14 protein-coding genes are annotated in these 16318 nt (G+C 72.0%); 13 read left to right on the top strand and 1 reads right to left on the bottom strand.

Annotated features, from left to right (window positions below):
* Positions 1-232 precede the first annotated feature (232 nt).
* Positions 233-1462 carry a radical SAM family heme chaperone HemW gene (gene hemW, locus BLW84_RS29300; protein ID WP_093271711.1) on the bottom strand — a complete coding sequence of 410 codons (1230 nt, stop codon included), beginning with the start codon at positions 1460-1462 and terminating at the stop codon, positions 233-235.
* 65 nt (positions 1463-1527) lie between these two features.
* On the opposite strand from hemW, the gene BLW84_RS50175 reads away from it, so the two are divergent.
* The 13 genes from BLW84_RS50175 to BLW84_RS29250 all read left to right on the top strand — a co-directional run bounded on the left by BLW84_RS50175 (position 1528) and on the right by BLW84_RS29250 (position 16248).
* Positions 1528-1620 (top strand): putative leader peptide, encoded by a 93-nt coding sequence (locus BLW84_RS50175; protein ID WP_328592488.1) that lies wholly within the window; start codon positions 1528-1530, stop codon positions 1618-1620.
* A 118-nt stretch (positions 1621-1738) separates the two neighbouring features.
* Complete coding sequence (locus BLW84_RS29295) at positions 1739-3436, top strand: nitrite/sulfite reductase (protein WP_093271708.1); 1698 nt, start codon at positions 1739-1741, stop codon at positions 3434-3436.
* On the top strand, positions 3433-3600 hold the full coding sequence (locus BLW84_RS47790; RefSeq protein ID WP_177226753.1) for a hypothetical protein: 168 nt from the start codon (positions 3433-3435) through the stop codon (positions 3598-3600). The genes BLW84_RS29295 and BLW84_RS47790 overlap by 4 nt, the downstream gene beginning before the upstream one ends.
* Positions 3597-4322 (top strand): phosphoadenylyl-sulfate reductase, encoded by a 726-nt coding sequence (locus tag BLW84_RS29290; protein ID WP_093271705.1) that lies wholly within the window; start codon positions 3597-3599, stop codon positions 4320-4322. Before BLW84_RS47790 ends, BLW84_RS29290 begins: the two co-directional genes overlap by 4 nt.
* A 17-nt stretch (positions 4323-4339) precedes the next feature.
* Entirely contained in the window at positions 4340-5275 is a 936-nt protein-coding gene (gene cysD, locus BLW84_RS29285; protein WP_093271702.1) for a sulfate adenylyltransferase subunit CysD, read from the top strand.
* Between the two features lie 309 nt (positions 5276-5584).
* Positions 5585-6928, top strand: a complete 1344-nt coding sequence (locus tag BLW84_RS29280) for a sulfate adenylyltransferase subunit 1 (RefSeq protein WP_177226752.1) — start codon at positions 5585-5587, stop codon at positions 6926-6928.
* Positions 6929-6935: 7 nt separating this feature from the next.
* Entirely contained in the window at positions 6936-7694 is a 759-nt protein-coding gene (locus BLW84_RS29275) for a sirohydrochlorin chelatase (RefSeq protein ID WP_093271700.1), read from the top strand.
* Positions 7695-7780: 86 nt separating this feature from the next.
* Positions 7781-8023: a type II toxin-antitoxin system Phd/YefM family antitoxin gene (locus BLW84_RS29270; RefSeq protein ID WP_245761466.1), complete on the top strand. Its 243-nt coding sequence runs from the start codon at positions 7781-7783 to the stop codon at positions 8021-8023.
* The gene (locus tag BLW84_RS29265) at positions 8020-8280 is read left to right on the top strand and encodes a Txe/YoeB family addiction module toxin (protein ID WP_093271694.1); all 261 of its coding nucleotides are present in this window, start codon (positions 8020-8022) and stop codon (positions 8278-8280) included. Before BLW84_RS29270 ends, BLW84_RS29265 begins: the two co-directional genes overlap by 4 nt.
* 3 nt (positions 8281-8283) lie before the next feature.
* Positions 8284-8469 carry a hypothetical protein gene (locus BLW84_RS46565; RefSeq protein ID WP_143061142.1) on the top strand — a complete coding sequence of 62 codons (186 nt, stop codon included), beginning with the start codon at positions 8284-8286 and terminating at the stop codon, positions 8467-8469.
* A gap of 145 nt (positions 8470-8614) precedes the next feature.
* The gene (locus BLW84_RS29260) at positions 8615-8848 is read left to right on the top strand and encodes a hypothetical protein (protein ID WP_093271692.1); all 234 of its coding nucleotides are present in this window, start codon (positions 8615-8617) and stop codon (positions 8846-8848) included.
* A 296-nt stretch (positions 8849-9144) separates the two neighbouring features.
* A complete protein-coding gene (locus tag BLW84_RS29255) occupies positions 9145-13884 on the top strand; it encodes a type VII secretion system-associated protein (protein WP_245761460.1) in 4740 nt (1579 codons plus the stop codon).
* A gap of 6 nt (positions 13885-13890) precedes the next feature.
* Entirely contained in the window at positions 13891-16248 is a 2358-nt protein-coding gene (locus BLW84_RS29250) for an ADP-ribosylglycohydrolase family protein (protein WP_093271687.1), read from the top strand.
* Positions 16249-16318: the final 70 nt, after the last annotated feature.

The raw sequence follows: 16318 nt of genomic DNA, 5'->3' as shown, positions 1-16318 counted from the left end.
AATACACGGCGTCAAGGCCGTCCTCGCCAGGCGAACGCTGAGAACCCGCGGCGGTGCCAGTTGCGAGGGTGGGCCTGAAAGCGCCTGACGGCGCTTGGCGACGGCACGCACTCAGGCGCAGATCAGGCACCGCGGCTGCGGTACCCGACCAGGATGAAAAACCCTCAATGGAAATCGAAGAACCGATTGGAAATTGCGGCGAAGCGTCAAACGCGGTTCGGGTGTGGCCCGATCACGTGATCAGGCGTTGGACCACCCCGTCCGCGAGGAGGCGGCCTCGGTCCGTCAGGACGCAGCGGCCCGCCGTCAGGTCTTCGCGATCCAGGAGGCCGTCCGCCGCCGCTTGCTTCGCCGCCACCCGGCCCTGCTCGTCCAGCGCCGCCACCGGGAGGCCCGTGGCCAGGCGGAGTTCCAGCATGATCCGCTCGATGCGCCGGTCTTCGGCGTCGAGGCGCTCCCGGCCCGCCGCCGGCGAGGCGCCCTCCGCCAGCACCGCCGCGTAGCGGGCCGGGTGCTTGACGTTCCACCAGCGGACGCCGCCGACGTGGCTGTGCGCGCCCGGCCCGGCGCCCCACCAGTCGCCGCCCTGCCAGTAGCCGAGGTTGTGACGGCAGCGCGCCGCGTCGTCGCGGGCCCAGTTCGACACCTCGTACCAGCCCAGGCCCGCCTCGCCGAGGACGCCGTCGATCAGCTCGTAGCGGTCGGCGAGCACGTCGTCGTCGGGCATCGGCAGCTCGCCGCGGCGGACCTTGCGGGCCATCGCCGTGCCGTCCTCCACGATCAGCGCGTACGCCGAGACGTGGTCGACCCCGGTGGACAGCACCGCGTCCAGCGAGGCCCGCAGGTCGTCGTCGGTCTCCCCCGGCGTGCCGTAGATCAGGTCCAGGTTGACGTGCTCGAAACCGGCCGCGCGCGCCTCGCCGACCGCCGCGACCGCGCGGCCCGGCGTGTGCCGCCGCTCCAGCACCCGCAGCACGTGCTCGGCGGCGGACTGCATGCCCAGCGACACCCGGTTGTAGCCGGCCTCGCGGATGCCGGCGAAGAACTCCGGCGAGGTCGATTCGGGATTGGACTCGGTGGTGACTTCCGCCTCATCGGCGAGCCCGAACGACTCGCGGATCGCGGTCAGCACCTCGCCCAGCCGTTGCGCGCCGAGCAAGGAGGGCGTGCCGCCGCCGACGAACACCGTCTCCGCCTCGGGCACCGCCTGCCCGCCCGCCGCGAGCACCCCCGCGCCCAGCTCCAGCTCCGCGCGCAGACCGTCCAGCCAGCTGCCGAAACCCGCTGCTGAGCCCAGCTCGTCGGCGGTGTAGGTGTTGAAGTCGCAGTAGCCGCAGCGGGTGGCGCAGAACGGCACGTGCACGTACACCCCGAACGGCCGCGAACCCAGTCCGGTCAGGGCTTCGGGCGGGAGCGTTCCGTCGGCCGGGGCGGGTTCGCCGACAGGCAGTTGAGCAGGCACTCCACCACTGTCTCACCATGCGGATGGGGATGGACCGCCCGGTGAGCGCGTGGCACGCTGCCCCCATGGGTGCGACCTTGCCGAGGCTCTTGCTGGTCACACGCCGCTACGTGGACCTGCGGCGCGTGTCCAGCGCGCTGTGCCGCGCCATGGGTTGATTCCCGCTGCCGCGTTCTGCTTTGTCCAGTCGGCGCCGGGAGCGCCGAGCAGTGAGAACCGTCACCGACGACGGGAATTCCACGCGGCGCTGCCGCGCCCGAATCCCGGAGGTCGGACATGGTCCCCCCGACGGAAGCCCCTGCTCGCCCCGCCCGCAAGCGCAAGACTCGCGGCGAGGGTCAGTGGGCGCTCGGTTACCGCGAACCGCTCAACGCCAACGAGCGGTCCAAGAAGGACGACAACCCGCTGAACGTCCGGCAGCGCATCGAGACGATCTACGCCCACGGCGGCTTCGACTCGATCGACCCGGCCGATCTGCGGGGTCGTTTCCGCTGGTGGGGTCTGTACACCCAGCGCGCACCGGGCATTCCCGGCGCGCGCACCGGCACGATCGAGCCCGAGGAGCTCGACGACTGCTACTTCATGCTGCGGGTCCGCATCGACGGCGGCGCGCTGACCACCGAGCAGCTGCGCACCATCGGTGAGATCTCGCAGACCTACGCGCGCGACACCGCCGACATCACCGACCGGCAGAACATCCAGCTGCACTGGGTGCGGGTGGAGGACATGCCGACGATCTGGCAGAAGCTGGAGGGCGTCGGGCTGTCCACCACCGAGGCCTGCGGCGACTGCCCCCGCGTCGTGCTGGGCTCGCCGGTGGCGGGCATCGCCGCGGACGAAATCATCGACGCCACCCCGGCGATCGCGGAGATCGCCGAGCGGTTCATCGGCGACAGGTCGCTGTCGAACCTGCCGCGGAAGTTCAAGAGCGCGATCAGCGGCTCGCCGCGCTGGGACACCGTGCCGGAGATCAACGACATCTCGCTGGTCGGCGTCGTGCACCCGGAGCACGGGCCCGGCTTCGACCTGTGGGTCGGCGGCGGCCTGTCCACGAACCCGAAGCTGGCCGTGCGGCTGGGCGCCTGGGTGCCGCTGGGCGAGGTCGCCGAGGTGTGGCAGGCGGTGGTGCAGATCTTCCGCGACTATGGCTACCGGCGGCTGCGGCACCGCGCCCGGTTGAAGTTCCTGCTCGCCGACTGGGGCCCGGAGAAGTTCCGGCAGGTGCTGGAGGACGAGTACCTGGGCCGGAAGCTGGTCGACGGCCCCGCGCCGGAGACGCCGACCGGACACCGCGACCACGTCGGCGTGCATCCGCAGGTGGACGGCAACTTCTACGTCGGCGCGAAGTCCGCGGCGGGCCGGGTCAGCGGCTCCACGCTGGTGGAGGTCGCCAAGGCCGCCGAGCGCGTCGGTTCGCGGCGCATCCGCACCACCGTCGAGCAGAACCTGCTCGTCCTCGACGTGCCGCAGTCCGAAGTGGACGGCCTGGTCGCGGACCTGGGCGCGCTGGGCCTGCAGGCCGACCCGTCGCCGTGGCGGCGGAACGTGCTGGCCTGCACCGGCATCGAGTTCTGCAAGCTGGCCATCGTCGAGACCAAGGAGCGGGCGATCGCGCTGGTCGACGAGTTGGAGCAGCGGCTGGCCGACATCCAGGGCGACGTGACCGACCCGGTGACGATCAACCTCAACGGCTGCCCGAACGCCTGCGCCCGCACCCAGGTCGCCGACATCGGCCTGAAGGGCCAGATGGTGCCGGACGGCAACGGCAACCAGGTCGAGGGCTTCCAGGTGCACCTCGGCGGCGGCCTCGGCCAGGACGCCGGGTTCGGCCGCAAGATCCGCGGCCACAAGGTCACCTCCGCGGAGCTCGGCGACTACGTGGAACGCCTGGTCCGCAACTACCTGGCGCAGCGCGGCACCGGCGAGCGCTTCGCGCAGTGGGTGGCGCGGGCCGAGGAAGACGACCTCAAGTGAGCCGGGCGACACCGTTCTACTGCCCGTACTGCGGGGACGAGGACCTCACGCCCGAGGCCGAGCCCGCGGGCGCGTGGCAGTGCGGCTCGTGCCTGCGGGTGTTCACCGTTCGGCTCGTGGGGTTGTCGCTGGGCGACCCGGCTGGAGGAAACGGAGACCGATGACTGCCGACACCACCACGAAAATCGGCGCGCGGCGCAGCGACGAGGAGCTCCGCGCACTGGTCGAGGAAGCCGCACCGCGGCTGGCCGAGGCCGGCGCGGACGAAGCGCTGCGCTGGGCCGTCGACACCTTCGGCGACGGCCTGATCGTCGCGTCGAACATGCAGGACGCGGTGCTGGTCGACCTGGCGGCGAAGGCCAAGCCGGGCGTGGACGTGCTGTTCCTGGAGACCGGCTACCACTTCGCCGAGACCATCGGCACCCGCGACGCCGTGGCGCAGGTCCACGACGTCAGCATCGTCAACGCCGTTCCCGCGCAGACCGTCGCCGAGCAGGACGCGGCCGAGGGCCCTCGGCTGTTCGAGCGGGACCCGAACCGCTGCTGCTTCCTGCGCAAGGTCGTCCCACTGCGCAACACCCTGGCCCGCTACGAGGCGTGGGTGACCGGCGTGCGCCGGGTGGAGGCCCCGACCCGCGCGAACACGCCGATCGTGACCTGGGACGAGCGCAACGGCCTGGTCAAGATCAACCCGCTGGCGGCGTGGTCCGACGACGACATGCAGCACTACATCGACGAGCACGGCGTGCTGGTCAACCCGCTGGTGGCGGCCGGCTACCCGTCGATCGGGTGCCAGCCCTGCACCGCCAAGCCCGCACCGGGTGCCGACCCGCGCAGCGGGCGCTGGGCGGGCAGCGGCAAGACCGAGTGCGGACTGCACGGCTGAGGAACTCCGGAGGAGACATGACGACAGTCGAGTTGCCGAGCGATCCGGCCGAAGCGCCGCCGCAGGTGGACAACCTGGACGCGCTGGAGTCCGAGGCGATCCACATCTTCCGCGAGGTGGCCGGGGAGTTCGACCGGCCGGTGATCCTGTTCTCCGGCGGCAAGGACTCCACGGTGCTGGTGCACCTGGCGCTGAAGGCGTTCTGGCCCGCGCCGGTGCCGTTCCCGCTGCTGCACGTCGACACCGGGCACAACTTCCCGGAGGTGCTGGCGTTCCGCGACGAGCTGGCGGAGCGACACGACCTGCGGCTGGTGGTGGCGTCGGTGCAGGACTACATCGACGACGGCCGGCTGCAGGAGCGGCCCGACGGCACCCGCAACCCGCTGCAGACCACGCCGCTGCTGGACGGCATCAGCGACAACCGGTTCGACGCGGTCTTCGGCGGCGGCCGGCGCGACGAGGAGCGGGCGCGCGCCAAGGAGCGCATCTTCAGCCTGCGCAACGCGTTCGGGCAGTGGGACCCGCGCCGCCAGCGCCCCGAGCTGTGGAACCTGTACAACGGCAAGCACCGGCCGGGCGAGCACGTCCGGGTGTTCCCGCTGTCGAACTGGACCGAGCTGGACATCTGGCGCTACATCCAGCGGGAGAAGATCGAGCTGCCGGAGATCTACTACGCGCACCGCCGCGAGGTGTACCTGCGCGACGGAATGTGGCTGACCTCGGGGCCGTGGGGCGGCCCGCGCGAGGGCGAGGTCCCGGCTTCCAAGATGGTGCGCTACCGCACGGTCGGCGACGGCTCCTGCACCGGCGCGGTGGAATCCGAGGCGTACACGGTGGACGACGTGATCGCCGAGGTCGCCGCCAGCCGGCTCACCGAGCGAGGCGCAACCCGAGCCGACGACCGCCTCTCCGAAGCGGCAATGGAAGACCGCAAGCGCGAGGGCTACTTCTGAGAAGAGCTGTCCATGGACTCCCGTTGCGTAGCGGTGCAGGTAGCGGAACCTCAGACGCCGCCTCGGCTGTGGGATCCCCGACTTACGTATGACCAATACGCGGCATCGGGGCTGTCCTCGCGAGGCGACGTCTGAGAACCCGCGGCGGTGCAAGTTGCGTAGGTGGGCTAAGCGGCTGCGCCGCTTCAAAGAAAAAGATCAAACCGAAGTCGAAGCAGTCCGATGTTGTGAGCAGACGAATCAGCTGATCTGCGCTCACGACTCCAGCTTCCCGAGCCGAGCACTCCAAAGCCAGGAATGGGTTCTTCAATGACCGAGACGACCACTCGCACCGCTCCGGACAGCGGCACCGAGGTGACCCTGCCGGTGCACAGCGATCTGCTGCGGTTGGCCACCGCCGGCTCCGTCGACGACGGCAAGAGCACCCTGGTCGGGCGGCTGCTGCACGACACCAAGTCGGTGCTGGCCGATCAGCTCGACGCGGTGCACCGGGCCAGCGCCGACCGCGGCCTGGCCACCCCGGACCTGTCGCTGCTGGTGGACGGCCTGCGCGCGGAGCGCGAGCAGGGCATCACGATCGACGTGGCCTACCGCTACTTCGCCACGCCGAAGCGCACCTTCGTGCTCGCCGACACCCCGGGGCACGTGCAGTACACCCGCAACACGGTCACCGGCGCCTCGACCGCGCAGCTGGCCGTGCTGCTGGTGGACGCGCGGAAGGGCGTCATCGAGCAGACCCGGCGGCACGCCGCGGTGCTGGCGCTGCTGGGCGTGCCGCAGCTGGTGCTGGCGGTCAACAAGATCGACATGGTGGACTTCGACGAGGCGGTGTTCACCCGCATCGCCGCCGAGTTCACCGAGCACGCCCGGGCCCTGGGCTACCGGGACGACGCCGTGGTGACCATCCCGGTGTCCGCGCTGCTCGGCGACAACGTGGTCGAGCGTTCCGCGAACACCCCCTGGTACAGCGGGCCTTCGCTGCTGGAGCACCTGGAAAGCGTGCCGGTCGCGCCGGACCCGCACGATGCGCCGTTCCGGATGCCGGTGCAGTACGTGATCCGGCCGCGCACCGCGGAGCACCCGGACTACCGGGGCTACGCGGGCCAGGTCGCCGCGGGTGTCGTCGCCGAGGGCGACGAGGTGGTCGTGCTACCGGCCGGGCTGCGCACCCGGGTGTCCAAGGTGGACACCCCGGACGGCGCTAAGCCGCGCGCCGCCGCCGGGCACTCCGTCACGCTGCTGCTGGCCGACGACGTGGACATCTCGCGCGGCGACCTGATCGCCGCCGCGGACGCGGCGCCGCGGGTGACCGACGAGCTCGACGCCACGGTCTGCTGGCTGGCGGAGAAGCCGCTGAACCCGGGCGCCAAGGTGCTGGTCAAGCACGGCACCCGCACGGTGCAGGCGATCGTCACCGAGCTGTCCGCCCGCTTCGACGAGCAGCGGCTGTCGAGTGTGGACGGTCCGGACTCGCTGCAGCTCAACGAGATCGGCCGGGTGCGGCTGCGCACCTCGGAGCCGCTGCCGGTGGACGACTACGCCGCTAGCCGGCGCACCGGCTCGTTCCTGGTGATCGACCAGGCCGACGGCACCACGCTGGCCGCCGGACTGATCGGCGTGCCGCTGGCGCCGCTGGCCGCCGCGTCGGAGTGAGCCGCTCATGACCGCTCCGCTGGTGGCCGTCGCGCACGGCAGCCGTGATCCGCGCTCGGCCGCGACGATCCACGCCCTGCTGGACGTGGTGCGCGCGGCGCGCCCGGACCTCGACGTGCGCGTGGCGTTCCTGGACCTCTCGGCGCCGCGCGTCGGCGACGTGCTCAGCGCGGTGCACGGGGACGGACATTCCGCCGCTGTCGTCGTTCCGCTGCTGCTCGGCCGGGCCTTCCACGCCCGCGTCGACGTGCCCGCGGCGGTGGCCGACGTGGAACGACGCTATCCGCGCTTCCGGGTGCACGTTTCCGACGTGCTGGGACCGGATCCGAGGCTGGACGGGGCGGCGTGGCGCCGGCTGCTGGACGAGGGCGCCGATCCGGACGACCCGGAGCTGGGCGTGGTCCTGGCGGGCGCGGGCTCGTCGCACGCGGCGGCGAACCGGCTGGTGGCGGACGTCGCCGACCGCTGGCAGGCGAAGGCCGCCTGGGCGGGTGTCGTCCCGGCCTTCGCGGCGGCCGCCGAACCGGACGTACCGGCGGCGATCGAGGCCCTGCGCGCCCGTGGCGCGCGCCGCTTCGCGGTCGCCTCCTGGTTCCTGGCCCCGGGCCTGCTCCCGGACCGGATCATCGGCCTGGCCCGCGAACATGCGACCGACCCGCTGATCGCGGCCCCGATGGCCGACGACGAGGGCGTGGCGGACCTGATCGTCCACCGCTACGCCGAAACCCTCACCGCAGCACCTCTGCAACTGTCCGCGGCCCTGTGACGCCGGCGTTCAGTCGATTACCGGGCTTGCCCACCTCACCGACGAAACGTACAGTATTCTGTACAAGGAGGTGACCGGTGAAGACGATGAGCTACTCCGAGTCTCGTGCCAAGTACGCCGAGACGCTCGACTCCGTGGTCAACGACCGCGAGGAAGTCGTGATCACCCGCGCCGGCCACGAGCCGGTCGTGATGGTGTCGTTGGACGACTACCAGTCCTTGAAGGAGACCGCCTACCTGCTCCGCAGCCCCGAGAACGCGCGCCGCCTGATCCTCGCAATCGAGCGTCTGGAAGCCGGCGGCGGCGAACAGCACGAGCTCGCCGAATGAAGCTGGTCTGGGACGAGCTCGCGTGGGACGACTACGTCTGGTGGCAAACCGAGGACCGCAAGATCCTCAAGCGGATCAACGCGCTGATCAAGGACATCTGCCGCAACGGGAACGAGGGAATCGGCAAACCAGAGCCCTTGAAGCACGGATTCCAGGGCTACTGGTCACGTCGCATCTCCGACGAACACCGGCTGGTTTACAAGGTCGCGGGTGACGAGATACGAATCGCGGCATGCCGATATCACTACGGGAAGTGACGGATGGCCGACGATCCCACCGAGCTCACGGATGAGCCGGTGCGCGATTTGAGTGGATATTCGAGACCGCAGAACCAGACTTCGCTGAACAAACCGAGGAAGTTCTCCGCGAGCGGTTTCGAGGTTCGCGCGGAACCACATGACCGCCGTTGGCACCGGCCCCGGGCCGCGCCGATCACCCGCGTCTGAGCAAAAGTCGACAAGTGGGTCGGCGGGCGCAACCTTCCGGGCATGATGTGGCCGTGTCATCCAGCTGGGTACACGAAAACCGGCAGCGACCCGGACACCCCCGACAGCCCAGGTCGCTGCCGGACCCGACTTGGCGGTGCGGCGGATGAGCTCGCAACCGCACTTCATGGCGCGGGTCCGCGCCGAATTCGCCCGCAGCGAGCAGGACAAGTCCTGCCACTTCTTCCCGCTGCCTGCCGACGGCCCGCCGCCGCCGATGCTGTACGCCTACTGCGGTTTCGGCATCCTCCCCGGCGAGGCCGAGGCGCTGGACGGCCCGGCGGGCATGCCCTGCCTGCAATGCCTGATGGCCGCCGTGCTCTCCGACACCACCGCGTGAGGCGCCCGGTGGCATGACCAGCGGCGGGAGCGAAAATCAACACCTGACTCTGAGTTGTTCTTCCGAACACTAAGCTTCACCCCATGTGGTCATGAGAGAGTTGGTTGCCAGCGTCTGGACGGGGAACCGGCCGCTCCCTGTGTCCGTCGTACCCGCCAGGCCCGCGCTATCGAGTGACCGCCGGTGGGTGGGGGCGATCAATGCAAGGCTGGACGAGGAGTCGGGGACAACAGCGCGAGATGAACACGCAGCAGCCGAATCGACCGGTCATCACGCCAACCATGCGGGAACAGGCCATGAAGCAGCCGAACACCTGGCTGTACGTGGTCGACCCGATCTTCACCGATCCGAACGCCGAGGTGCCGCCGTGGGGCTTCATCGGCGGCTACCGGGTCGATGAGCAGGGCGAGATCACCGACGACTTCTCCCCCAATCCGAACTACCGGCCCTCCCCGGTCGCGCTGCGGCTGCCCGCGCCGACCAACGACGTCGAGCGCGCGCTGCAGCTGACCACCACCGGCTACGCCCAGGGGCACGCACTGCTGACCGCGATGCTGGACGCCGAGCTGATCCTGTTCGCGCAGCCGCAGGGCAACGGGCTGTTCACGATGGAGCACGAGTCGGGCCGCCGGCAGCTGCAGGTGTTCACGTCCGAGGGGTTCCTGCCGCCGAACTGGACGACCTGGCAGCGGATGACCGGCCGCCAGCTGGCGACGCACACCCTCACCGGCATCGACGTGCAGGTGAACCCGACCAGCCCGGTCAAGGCCCGGCTCCCCGCCGAAGACCTGGTCAAGGCCGCGGCCGCCGTGCCGCCGAAGGCGCCGGGCGTGCCGGTGCACTCCCCCGCCACCGGAACGCCGGTGATCACGCCGCCGGGAGCCGCGCCGCAGCCGCCCGCGGCACCGGCGCCGCCCGTCGGGCAGGCCCCGAAGCCCGCGGTGGATCCGGCCGAAACCGAGTTCGGCCGCCGGTTCATCGGCTCGATGCTGGCCGGCGCGATCGGCGACGCGCTCGGCGCGCCGGTGGAGTTCTACCCGGTGGACCAGATCCGCAGCCGGTTCGGCGCGATGGGCGTCACCGAGTACGACCGCACCGGTGAGCAGCCGGGCGAGTTCACCGACGACACCCAGATGACCCTGTTCACCCTGGAAGGCCTGATCCGCGGGCACATCGCGACGCGCGCGACCGGCGCGGACAGCCCGCTGTCGGCGATCCAGCTGGCCTACCAGCGCTGGCTGCACACCCAGGGCTACGCGTGGATGCGCGCGGCCGGGCCGTTCACGATGAGCCACCCCAAGCCCAACGGCTGGCTGATCGACCAGCGCGACCTGTTCGTCGTGCGCTCGCCGAACAGCAGCTGCATCACCGCGCTGCGGGAGTTCGCCTCGGTCGGCGCGCCCGGCACCTTCGAGCGGCCGATCAACGACTCACAGGACTGCGGCGGCGTCGTGCGGGCCGCCCCGGTCGCGCTGTGGTCGGACGACCCCAAGCAGGTCTTCGAGCTCGCCGCCGCGACCGCGGCCCTGACCTACTCCCAGCCCAACGGCTACCTGCCCGCCGGTGTGCTGGCCGTCGTGGTGCACCGGTTGCTGCACGAGGACACGCTGGAAGACGCGGTGCGGCAGGCCCGCGAACTGCTAGTGCAGTACTACGGCCACGAGGACACCGACCGCGCGTTGCAGGCCGCCGAGGAGCTCGCCAAGCAGGGCAAGCCGAGCCCGGAGGAGCTCAAGGACACGCTGGGCGGCGGCTGGGCCGGGCACGAGGCGCTGGCCATCGCCGTGTGCGCGGCGTTGAGCACCGACACCGTCGCCGCCGCGCTGATGGTGGCCGTCAACCACTCCGGCGACAGCGACTCCACCGCGGCGATCTGCGGGAACATCGTCGGCGCCCGCTACGGTTCGACGGCCCTGCCCGGGGTGTGGCTGCGCGACCTCAAGCAGCGCGAGATCGTCGAGACGCTGGCGAAGGACGCGCTGCTGGAGTTCAGCGCGGCGCCGCCGACCGGCGACGCGTGGGCCTCGCGGTACCCGGCCGCGAAGGACATCTCCGACCTGATCTTCACCTCCACCCTCCCGCTGGTGGGTTCGGAACCGGCCGTCAAGCCCGCGAAAGCGGAACCGGCGCCGGCCGCCGACGAAGCACCGGCCGAACCCGAAGCCGAACCGGACGTCCCCGCAGTTTCAATTGAAACTGCGGACCAACCGGAGGCCGAGGTTCCGGCGGAGGACACCGCACCCGCCGAACCCGAGGTGCCTGCGGTTTCAATTGAAACCGACGACCAGCCGGAGGCCGAGGTCACCGCGGTCGTCGACGTCGCCGCGGCGGTCGCGGCGGTCGAGGAACCGGTCGAAGCTGTCGTCGACCCCAGCGAACTCCGGCCGCAGCGCATCCTGGGCTTCCTGCTCGGCGGCGCCGCCGGTGACGCGCTCGGCTACCCGATCGAGGACGACTCGCTGCAGGACATCCGCCGCAAGTACGGCGTGGCGGGGCTGACCGACTTCGTCGACGCCCACCGGCCCGGCGGCTCGATCAGCGACGAGACCCAGATGACGCTGTTCACCCTGGACGGTCTCATCCGGGCCAGCATCCGCCGCCGGCTCTTCGGCGAGAACGAGCCCACCACCCAGGTGCAGCACGCCTACCAGCGCTGGCTGCACACGCAGGGCTTCGACTGGCGGGAGGCCGGTGGGCCACTGGCCGCGAACCCGCCGGACGGCTGGCTGATCAAGCAGAAGGGCCTGTTCGTCCGCCGCGCGCCCGGCACCACCTGCATACAGGCGTTGCACGGCTACGCCAACGGCAACAAGCAGGGCTCGTTCACCAACCGCCTCAACGACTCGAAGGGCTGCGGCGGCGTGATGCGGGCCGCCCCAGCCGGGCTGTGGTCCGCCGACGCGGCCGAGGTGTTCCAGGTCGGCGCGATGACCGCGGTGCTGACCCACGGCCACCCCAGCGGCTACCTGCCCGCCGGGGCGCTCGCGGTGATCGTCCAGCAGCTGCTGGCGGGCCGGTCGCTGCCCGAGGCCGTGGACCGCGCGCTCACCGAACTGTCCACGTGGGACGGTCACGAGGAGACCAGCACCGCGCTGCGCCGGGCCATCGAGCTGGCCACCGCGGGCACCCCGACGCCGGAGCAGATCCACGAGGTCCTCGGCGAGGGCTGGTTCGGCGAGCAGGCCCTGGCGATCGCGGTGTGCGCGGCGCTGACGTACCCGGAGTCGTTCGCCGACGCCGTGATCCTGGCCGCCAACCACTCCGGCGACAGCGACTCCACCGCGGCGATCTGCGGGAACATCATGGGCGCGGCGCACACGGCGGACGCGATCCCGCAGACCTGGCGCGACAAGCTGGAGCTGCGCGAGGTCATCGAGGCGATGGCCGGCGACGCGATCCAGGAGTTCGGCCCGACTCCGCCGACGGGCGCGGAGTGGCTGGAGCGCTACCCGATCGGCGAGGTCGAGCCCGCCGCCGAGCCGGCGGTCGCGGAGACCGCCGCAGCGGTCGAAGAGCCCGCGCCAGCAGCGGAAACGCCGGAGCCGGAGCCCGATCCGGTCGTCGAGGAGCCGATGCAGGAAGTGCCGGAACCTCCGGCCGTCGAGCCCCTCGCGGCCGAGATTCCCGCCGTCGAGCCCGTAGCCGAGGTTCCCGCCATCGAGGTGCCGGTCGTCGAAGCCCCGGCCGTCGAAGCCGCCGTCGAAGCCCCGGCTGCGGAAGTCGCCGTCGCGGACGCGCCGGTCGATCCCGACGACGAGGCCGACGACGGCCTGTCGGACGAGGAACAGCAGCTGCTCAGCGTGTGGCGCAAGTTCCGCGACAACGGCGAGGGCGGTTCCGCCGAGCTCACGCAGAGCCTGCAGAAGCTGCTCGTCGAGGCCTTCGGTGCCGAACGCGCCGCCCAGCTGATCGGCGAGGCCGCGGCCGAGTCCGAAGCCGAGGCCGAGCCCGCCGTCGAAACCCAGGTGGAGCTCAGCCGGAGCGAGCGGCTCGAAGGCAGCGTGCTGGGCTCCGCGGCCGGCGACGCTCTGGGCGCGCCGTGGATGTTCACCGACCTGCGCAAGATCCTGCGCGAGAACCCGGAAGGCGTCCGGGAGCTCACCGAGTTCTTCGGCCGTCGCGGCTCGGCAACGGTGTACACGCAGCAGACGGCGTTCGTGCTGGACGCGCTGATCAGCTCGCACATCCGCTCGGCGCTGCGCGGGATCGCCGCGCACCGGCCGTCGATGGTGCGACTGGCCCTGCTGCACTGGATGCACACCCAGGGCGCGCAGGTGTCGAACGAGGCAGTCGGCGGTGTGCTCGTCGAGACCGAAGCCCTTCGCGCGCAACGGTTCCCGGACGAGGCGACGCTGACGGCGCTGGCCCGCTTCGCCGACCGACGCGACGTCCCCACCCCGGCCAGCCCGCCGAACGCCGCCCGGACCGCGGCCGCCACGGTGCGCGGGGCGGTGGTCGGCTTCGACGCCGCCGACGTGCCGCACGCCATCTCGCTGGGCGCGGAGATCGCCGTGATCACCCACGGCCACCCGGACGGCTTCCTGCCCGCGGGCGCGCTGGCCGGCCTGGTGTGCGCGCTGAACAGCGGCCAGACGCTCGTCGACGCCGTGCACGTGGTGCTGGCCGAGCTGGACCAGGTGGAAGGCGCCGAGAACACCGCGCAGGGATTGCGCGCGGCGGTCCAGATCGCCGGCAGCGGACCGGCCTCGCCCACCAGCTTCGACGAGCTGGGCCTGGGCTGGAACGCGCCGGAGGCCCTGGCCATCGCGGTCGCGGCGGCGCTGTCGCACCCGAACTCCTTCCCCGACGCCGTGTCGCTGGCCGCCACCCACGCCGGGAACACCGCGGCCACCGCAGCCATCTGCGGCAGCCTGCTCGGCGCGGCCCGCGGCGCCGCGGAGATCCCCGCGGACTGGGTCGGCGAGCTGGAGCTGCGGGAGGTCCTCGCTCAGCTGGCCGCCGACGAGCACCGCGCCAGGACGGAGATCTTCACCGACGCGCCGGCGCCCGACTGGGCCGGGCGCTACCTCGGATAATCCATAGTGGACGAAATAGGTCTCGACGAGACGGAACGAGCGCTGCTGGCGGCGTGGCGCGAGGCGCGCGCGGCCGGCCGTCGCGACCCGGTGGAGCAGCAGCTGCTGGACACGTGGCGGCAGTGGCGGCGGCACCCCGCCAGCACGCCGCTGTGGGCGACTGCCCTGCAACACCGGCTCGCCGCGGAAATCCCGCCGGCACCCGCCACCGGCCTGGCCGACCGGAACGGCGCGCTGCCCGAAGCGCCGGGCCGGTTGCTCGGCATGCTGCTCGGCGGCGCGGTCGGCGAGTTCGTCGCGCTCGGGCGAGTCGGCGAGCGCACCACCGCCGTGCTCTTCGTCCTGGAGGGCCTGATCCGCGCGCACACCAACGCGCGGTCGACGGGCGACGGCGACCCGGTCGGCTTCGCCCTCGCCGGGCTCCAGCGCTGGCTGCACACCCGGGGCGTGCCGTGGCGCGACTGCGGAGCCGACACCGCCCAGCCGGGCGGCTGGCTGGTGGCCGAGCCCGCGCTGCGCGGCACCGGCGGCGACGACCCGGCGACGCTCACCGCGCTCGCCCGGGTCGCCGCCGGGCACGCCGCCGGTTCCCGGCAGCAGCCGATCAACTCCTCGGACACGGCGTCCGCCGTGCCGCTCGGTGCGCTCGCCGCGCTGTGGTCGGGCGATCCCGGCACGGTGTTCGCGCTCGGCGGCGATCTCGCCGCGCTCACCCACGGCCATCCCAACGGCCACAGCCCGGCCAGCGTGCTCGGCGTGGCGATGCTGTGGTTGCTGCGCGGGAACTCGCTGCAAACCTCGCTGCGGCAAGGGCTTTCCGGCTGGCAGACGGGGCGCACGACGCTGACCCGGGCCCTGCGGCTCGGTCGGCTCAGCCCCGCCGGATTCCGGCCCGGGCAGGCCCACCTGGACGCGATGTCCACCGGGCGCAGCGGCCTGGAAGCGCTGGCGATCGCCGCCCGGGTCGCCACGGCCTGCGAGGACGACTTCGCCGGCGCCGTCGAATCGGCGAGCCTGCACAGCGCCGACGCGGCCGCGCTGTGCGGGCAGCTGCTCGGCGCGCTGCACGGCCCAACGGCGATTCCGCCGCGATGGCGGGAAGAACTGCCGATCACCGAGCTCGTCGAGCAGATTTCCGCCGACGCGGCAACGGAATTCGGCCCTTACCCGGACGAGTCCGACCGGTGGCAGCACCGCTATCCGACCACCGAATCCGCCGAACCCCAGGCACCGTCCACAACGGACTACCGCACCGGGCTGACCGCGGTGCCCCGGCTGGCCGCGTCCCGCGACCGATTCCTCGGCGCGGTGCTCGGCTGCGCGATCGGCGAGGCGCTCGGCATGCCCATCGCCGCGGACACCTGGGACGAGATCCGGGCCCGGCACGGCGCGGACGGCCTCACCGACTACATCCCGGCCGGTCATCCCTCGGGACGGCTCGGCAGCGACACCCAGCTCCTGCTGTTCTCGCTGGAGGGCACGATCCGGGCCAACGTCGCGCGCCGCACCACCGGCGCCGAAGACCCGGCCCGGCACATCCAGCACGCCTACCAGCGCTGGCTGCACACCCAGCACCTGAGCTGGCCGCGCGCGGCCGGCGAGTTCCTGGGCGGCACCCCGGCACCGGACGGCTGGCTGGTGGGCCAGCGGGCGCTGTTCCAGACCCGCAACCCGGGCCGCACCATGATGCGCACGCTCATCGCGTTCGCCAAGGGCCAGCAGCGGATGGGTTCCCCGGACCACCCGGTCAGCGACTCGCAGGGCAGCAGCGCGATCATGCGGGCGGTGCCTGCGGCGCTGTGGAGCAACGACCCGGCGGAGGTCTTCCACGTCGGCATGCGAACCGCGGCGCTCACCCACGGCCATCCGGCGGCCTGGCTGAGCGCGGGCGCGCTGGCGTTCCTGGTGTCGCGGCTGATGAACGGCGAGCCGCTGGCCGCAGCGGTCGATGCGGCGCTGGAGCAGCTCACCCCGCACACCGGGCACGAGGACGTCAGCCGCCGCATCTCCGCCGCCGTCCGGCTGGCCCGCAGCGGCCGCGTGCCGCCAGGTGATCTCGAACGCGTCCTGGGCACCGGCTCGACCGCGGCCGAAGCCCTGGGCATCGGGCTGTACGCGGCGCTGGCCTGCGACGGGGACTTCGACGCGGCGCTGCCGGTGGCGGTGAACCACTCGGGCAACAGCGCGACGACGGGAGCGGTCTGCGGCAGCCTGATCGGGGCGGCGTCCGGCGCGGAGCGGATCCCGGAGCGCTGGACGGTGGAGTTGGAGCTCTACGACGTGATCGAGCGCCTCGCGCACGACGCGGTCATGGAGTTCGGCCCCCGCCCGCCCGAATGGGCCGACCGCTATCCCCCGACCTGATGGCCGTGCGGGCGGTGGGTTCGAAGTGCGACGTTGCTCACTCGCCCGCCGCGGCTAACGACGGTTAACG

Source organism: Saccharopolyspora shandongensis (assembly GCF_900106995.1).
In the GTDB taxonomy this organism is placed as follows: domain Bacteria; phylum Actinomycetota; class Actinomycetes; order Mycobacteriales; family Pseudonocardiaceae; genus Saccharopolyspora; species Saccharopolyspora shandongensis.
The sequence above is the reverse complement of the archived record's forward strand: the minus strand, read 5'-3'. Positions and strand labels throughout refer to the sequence as shown.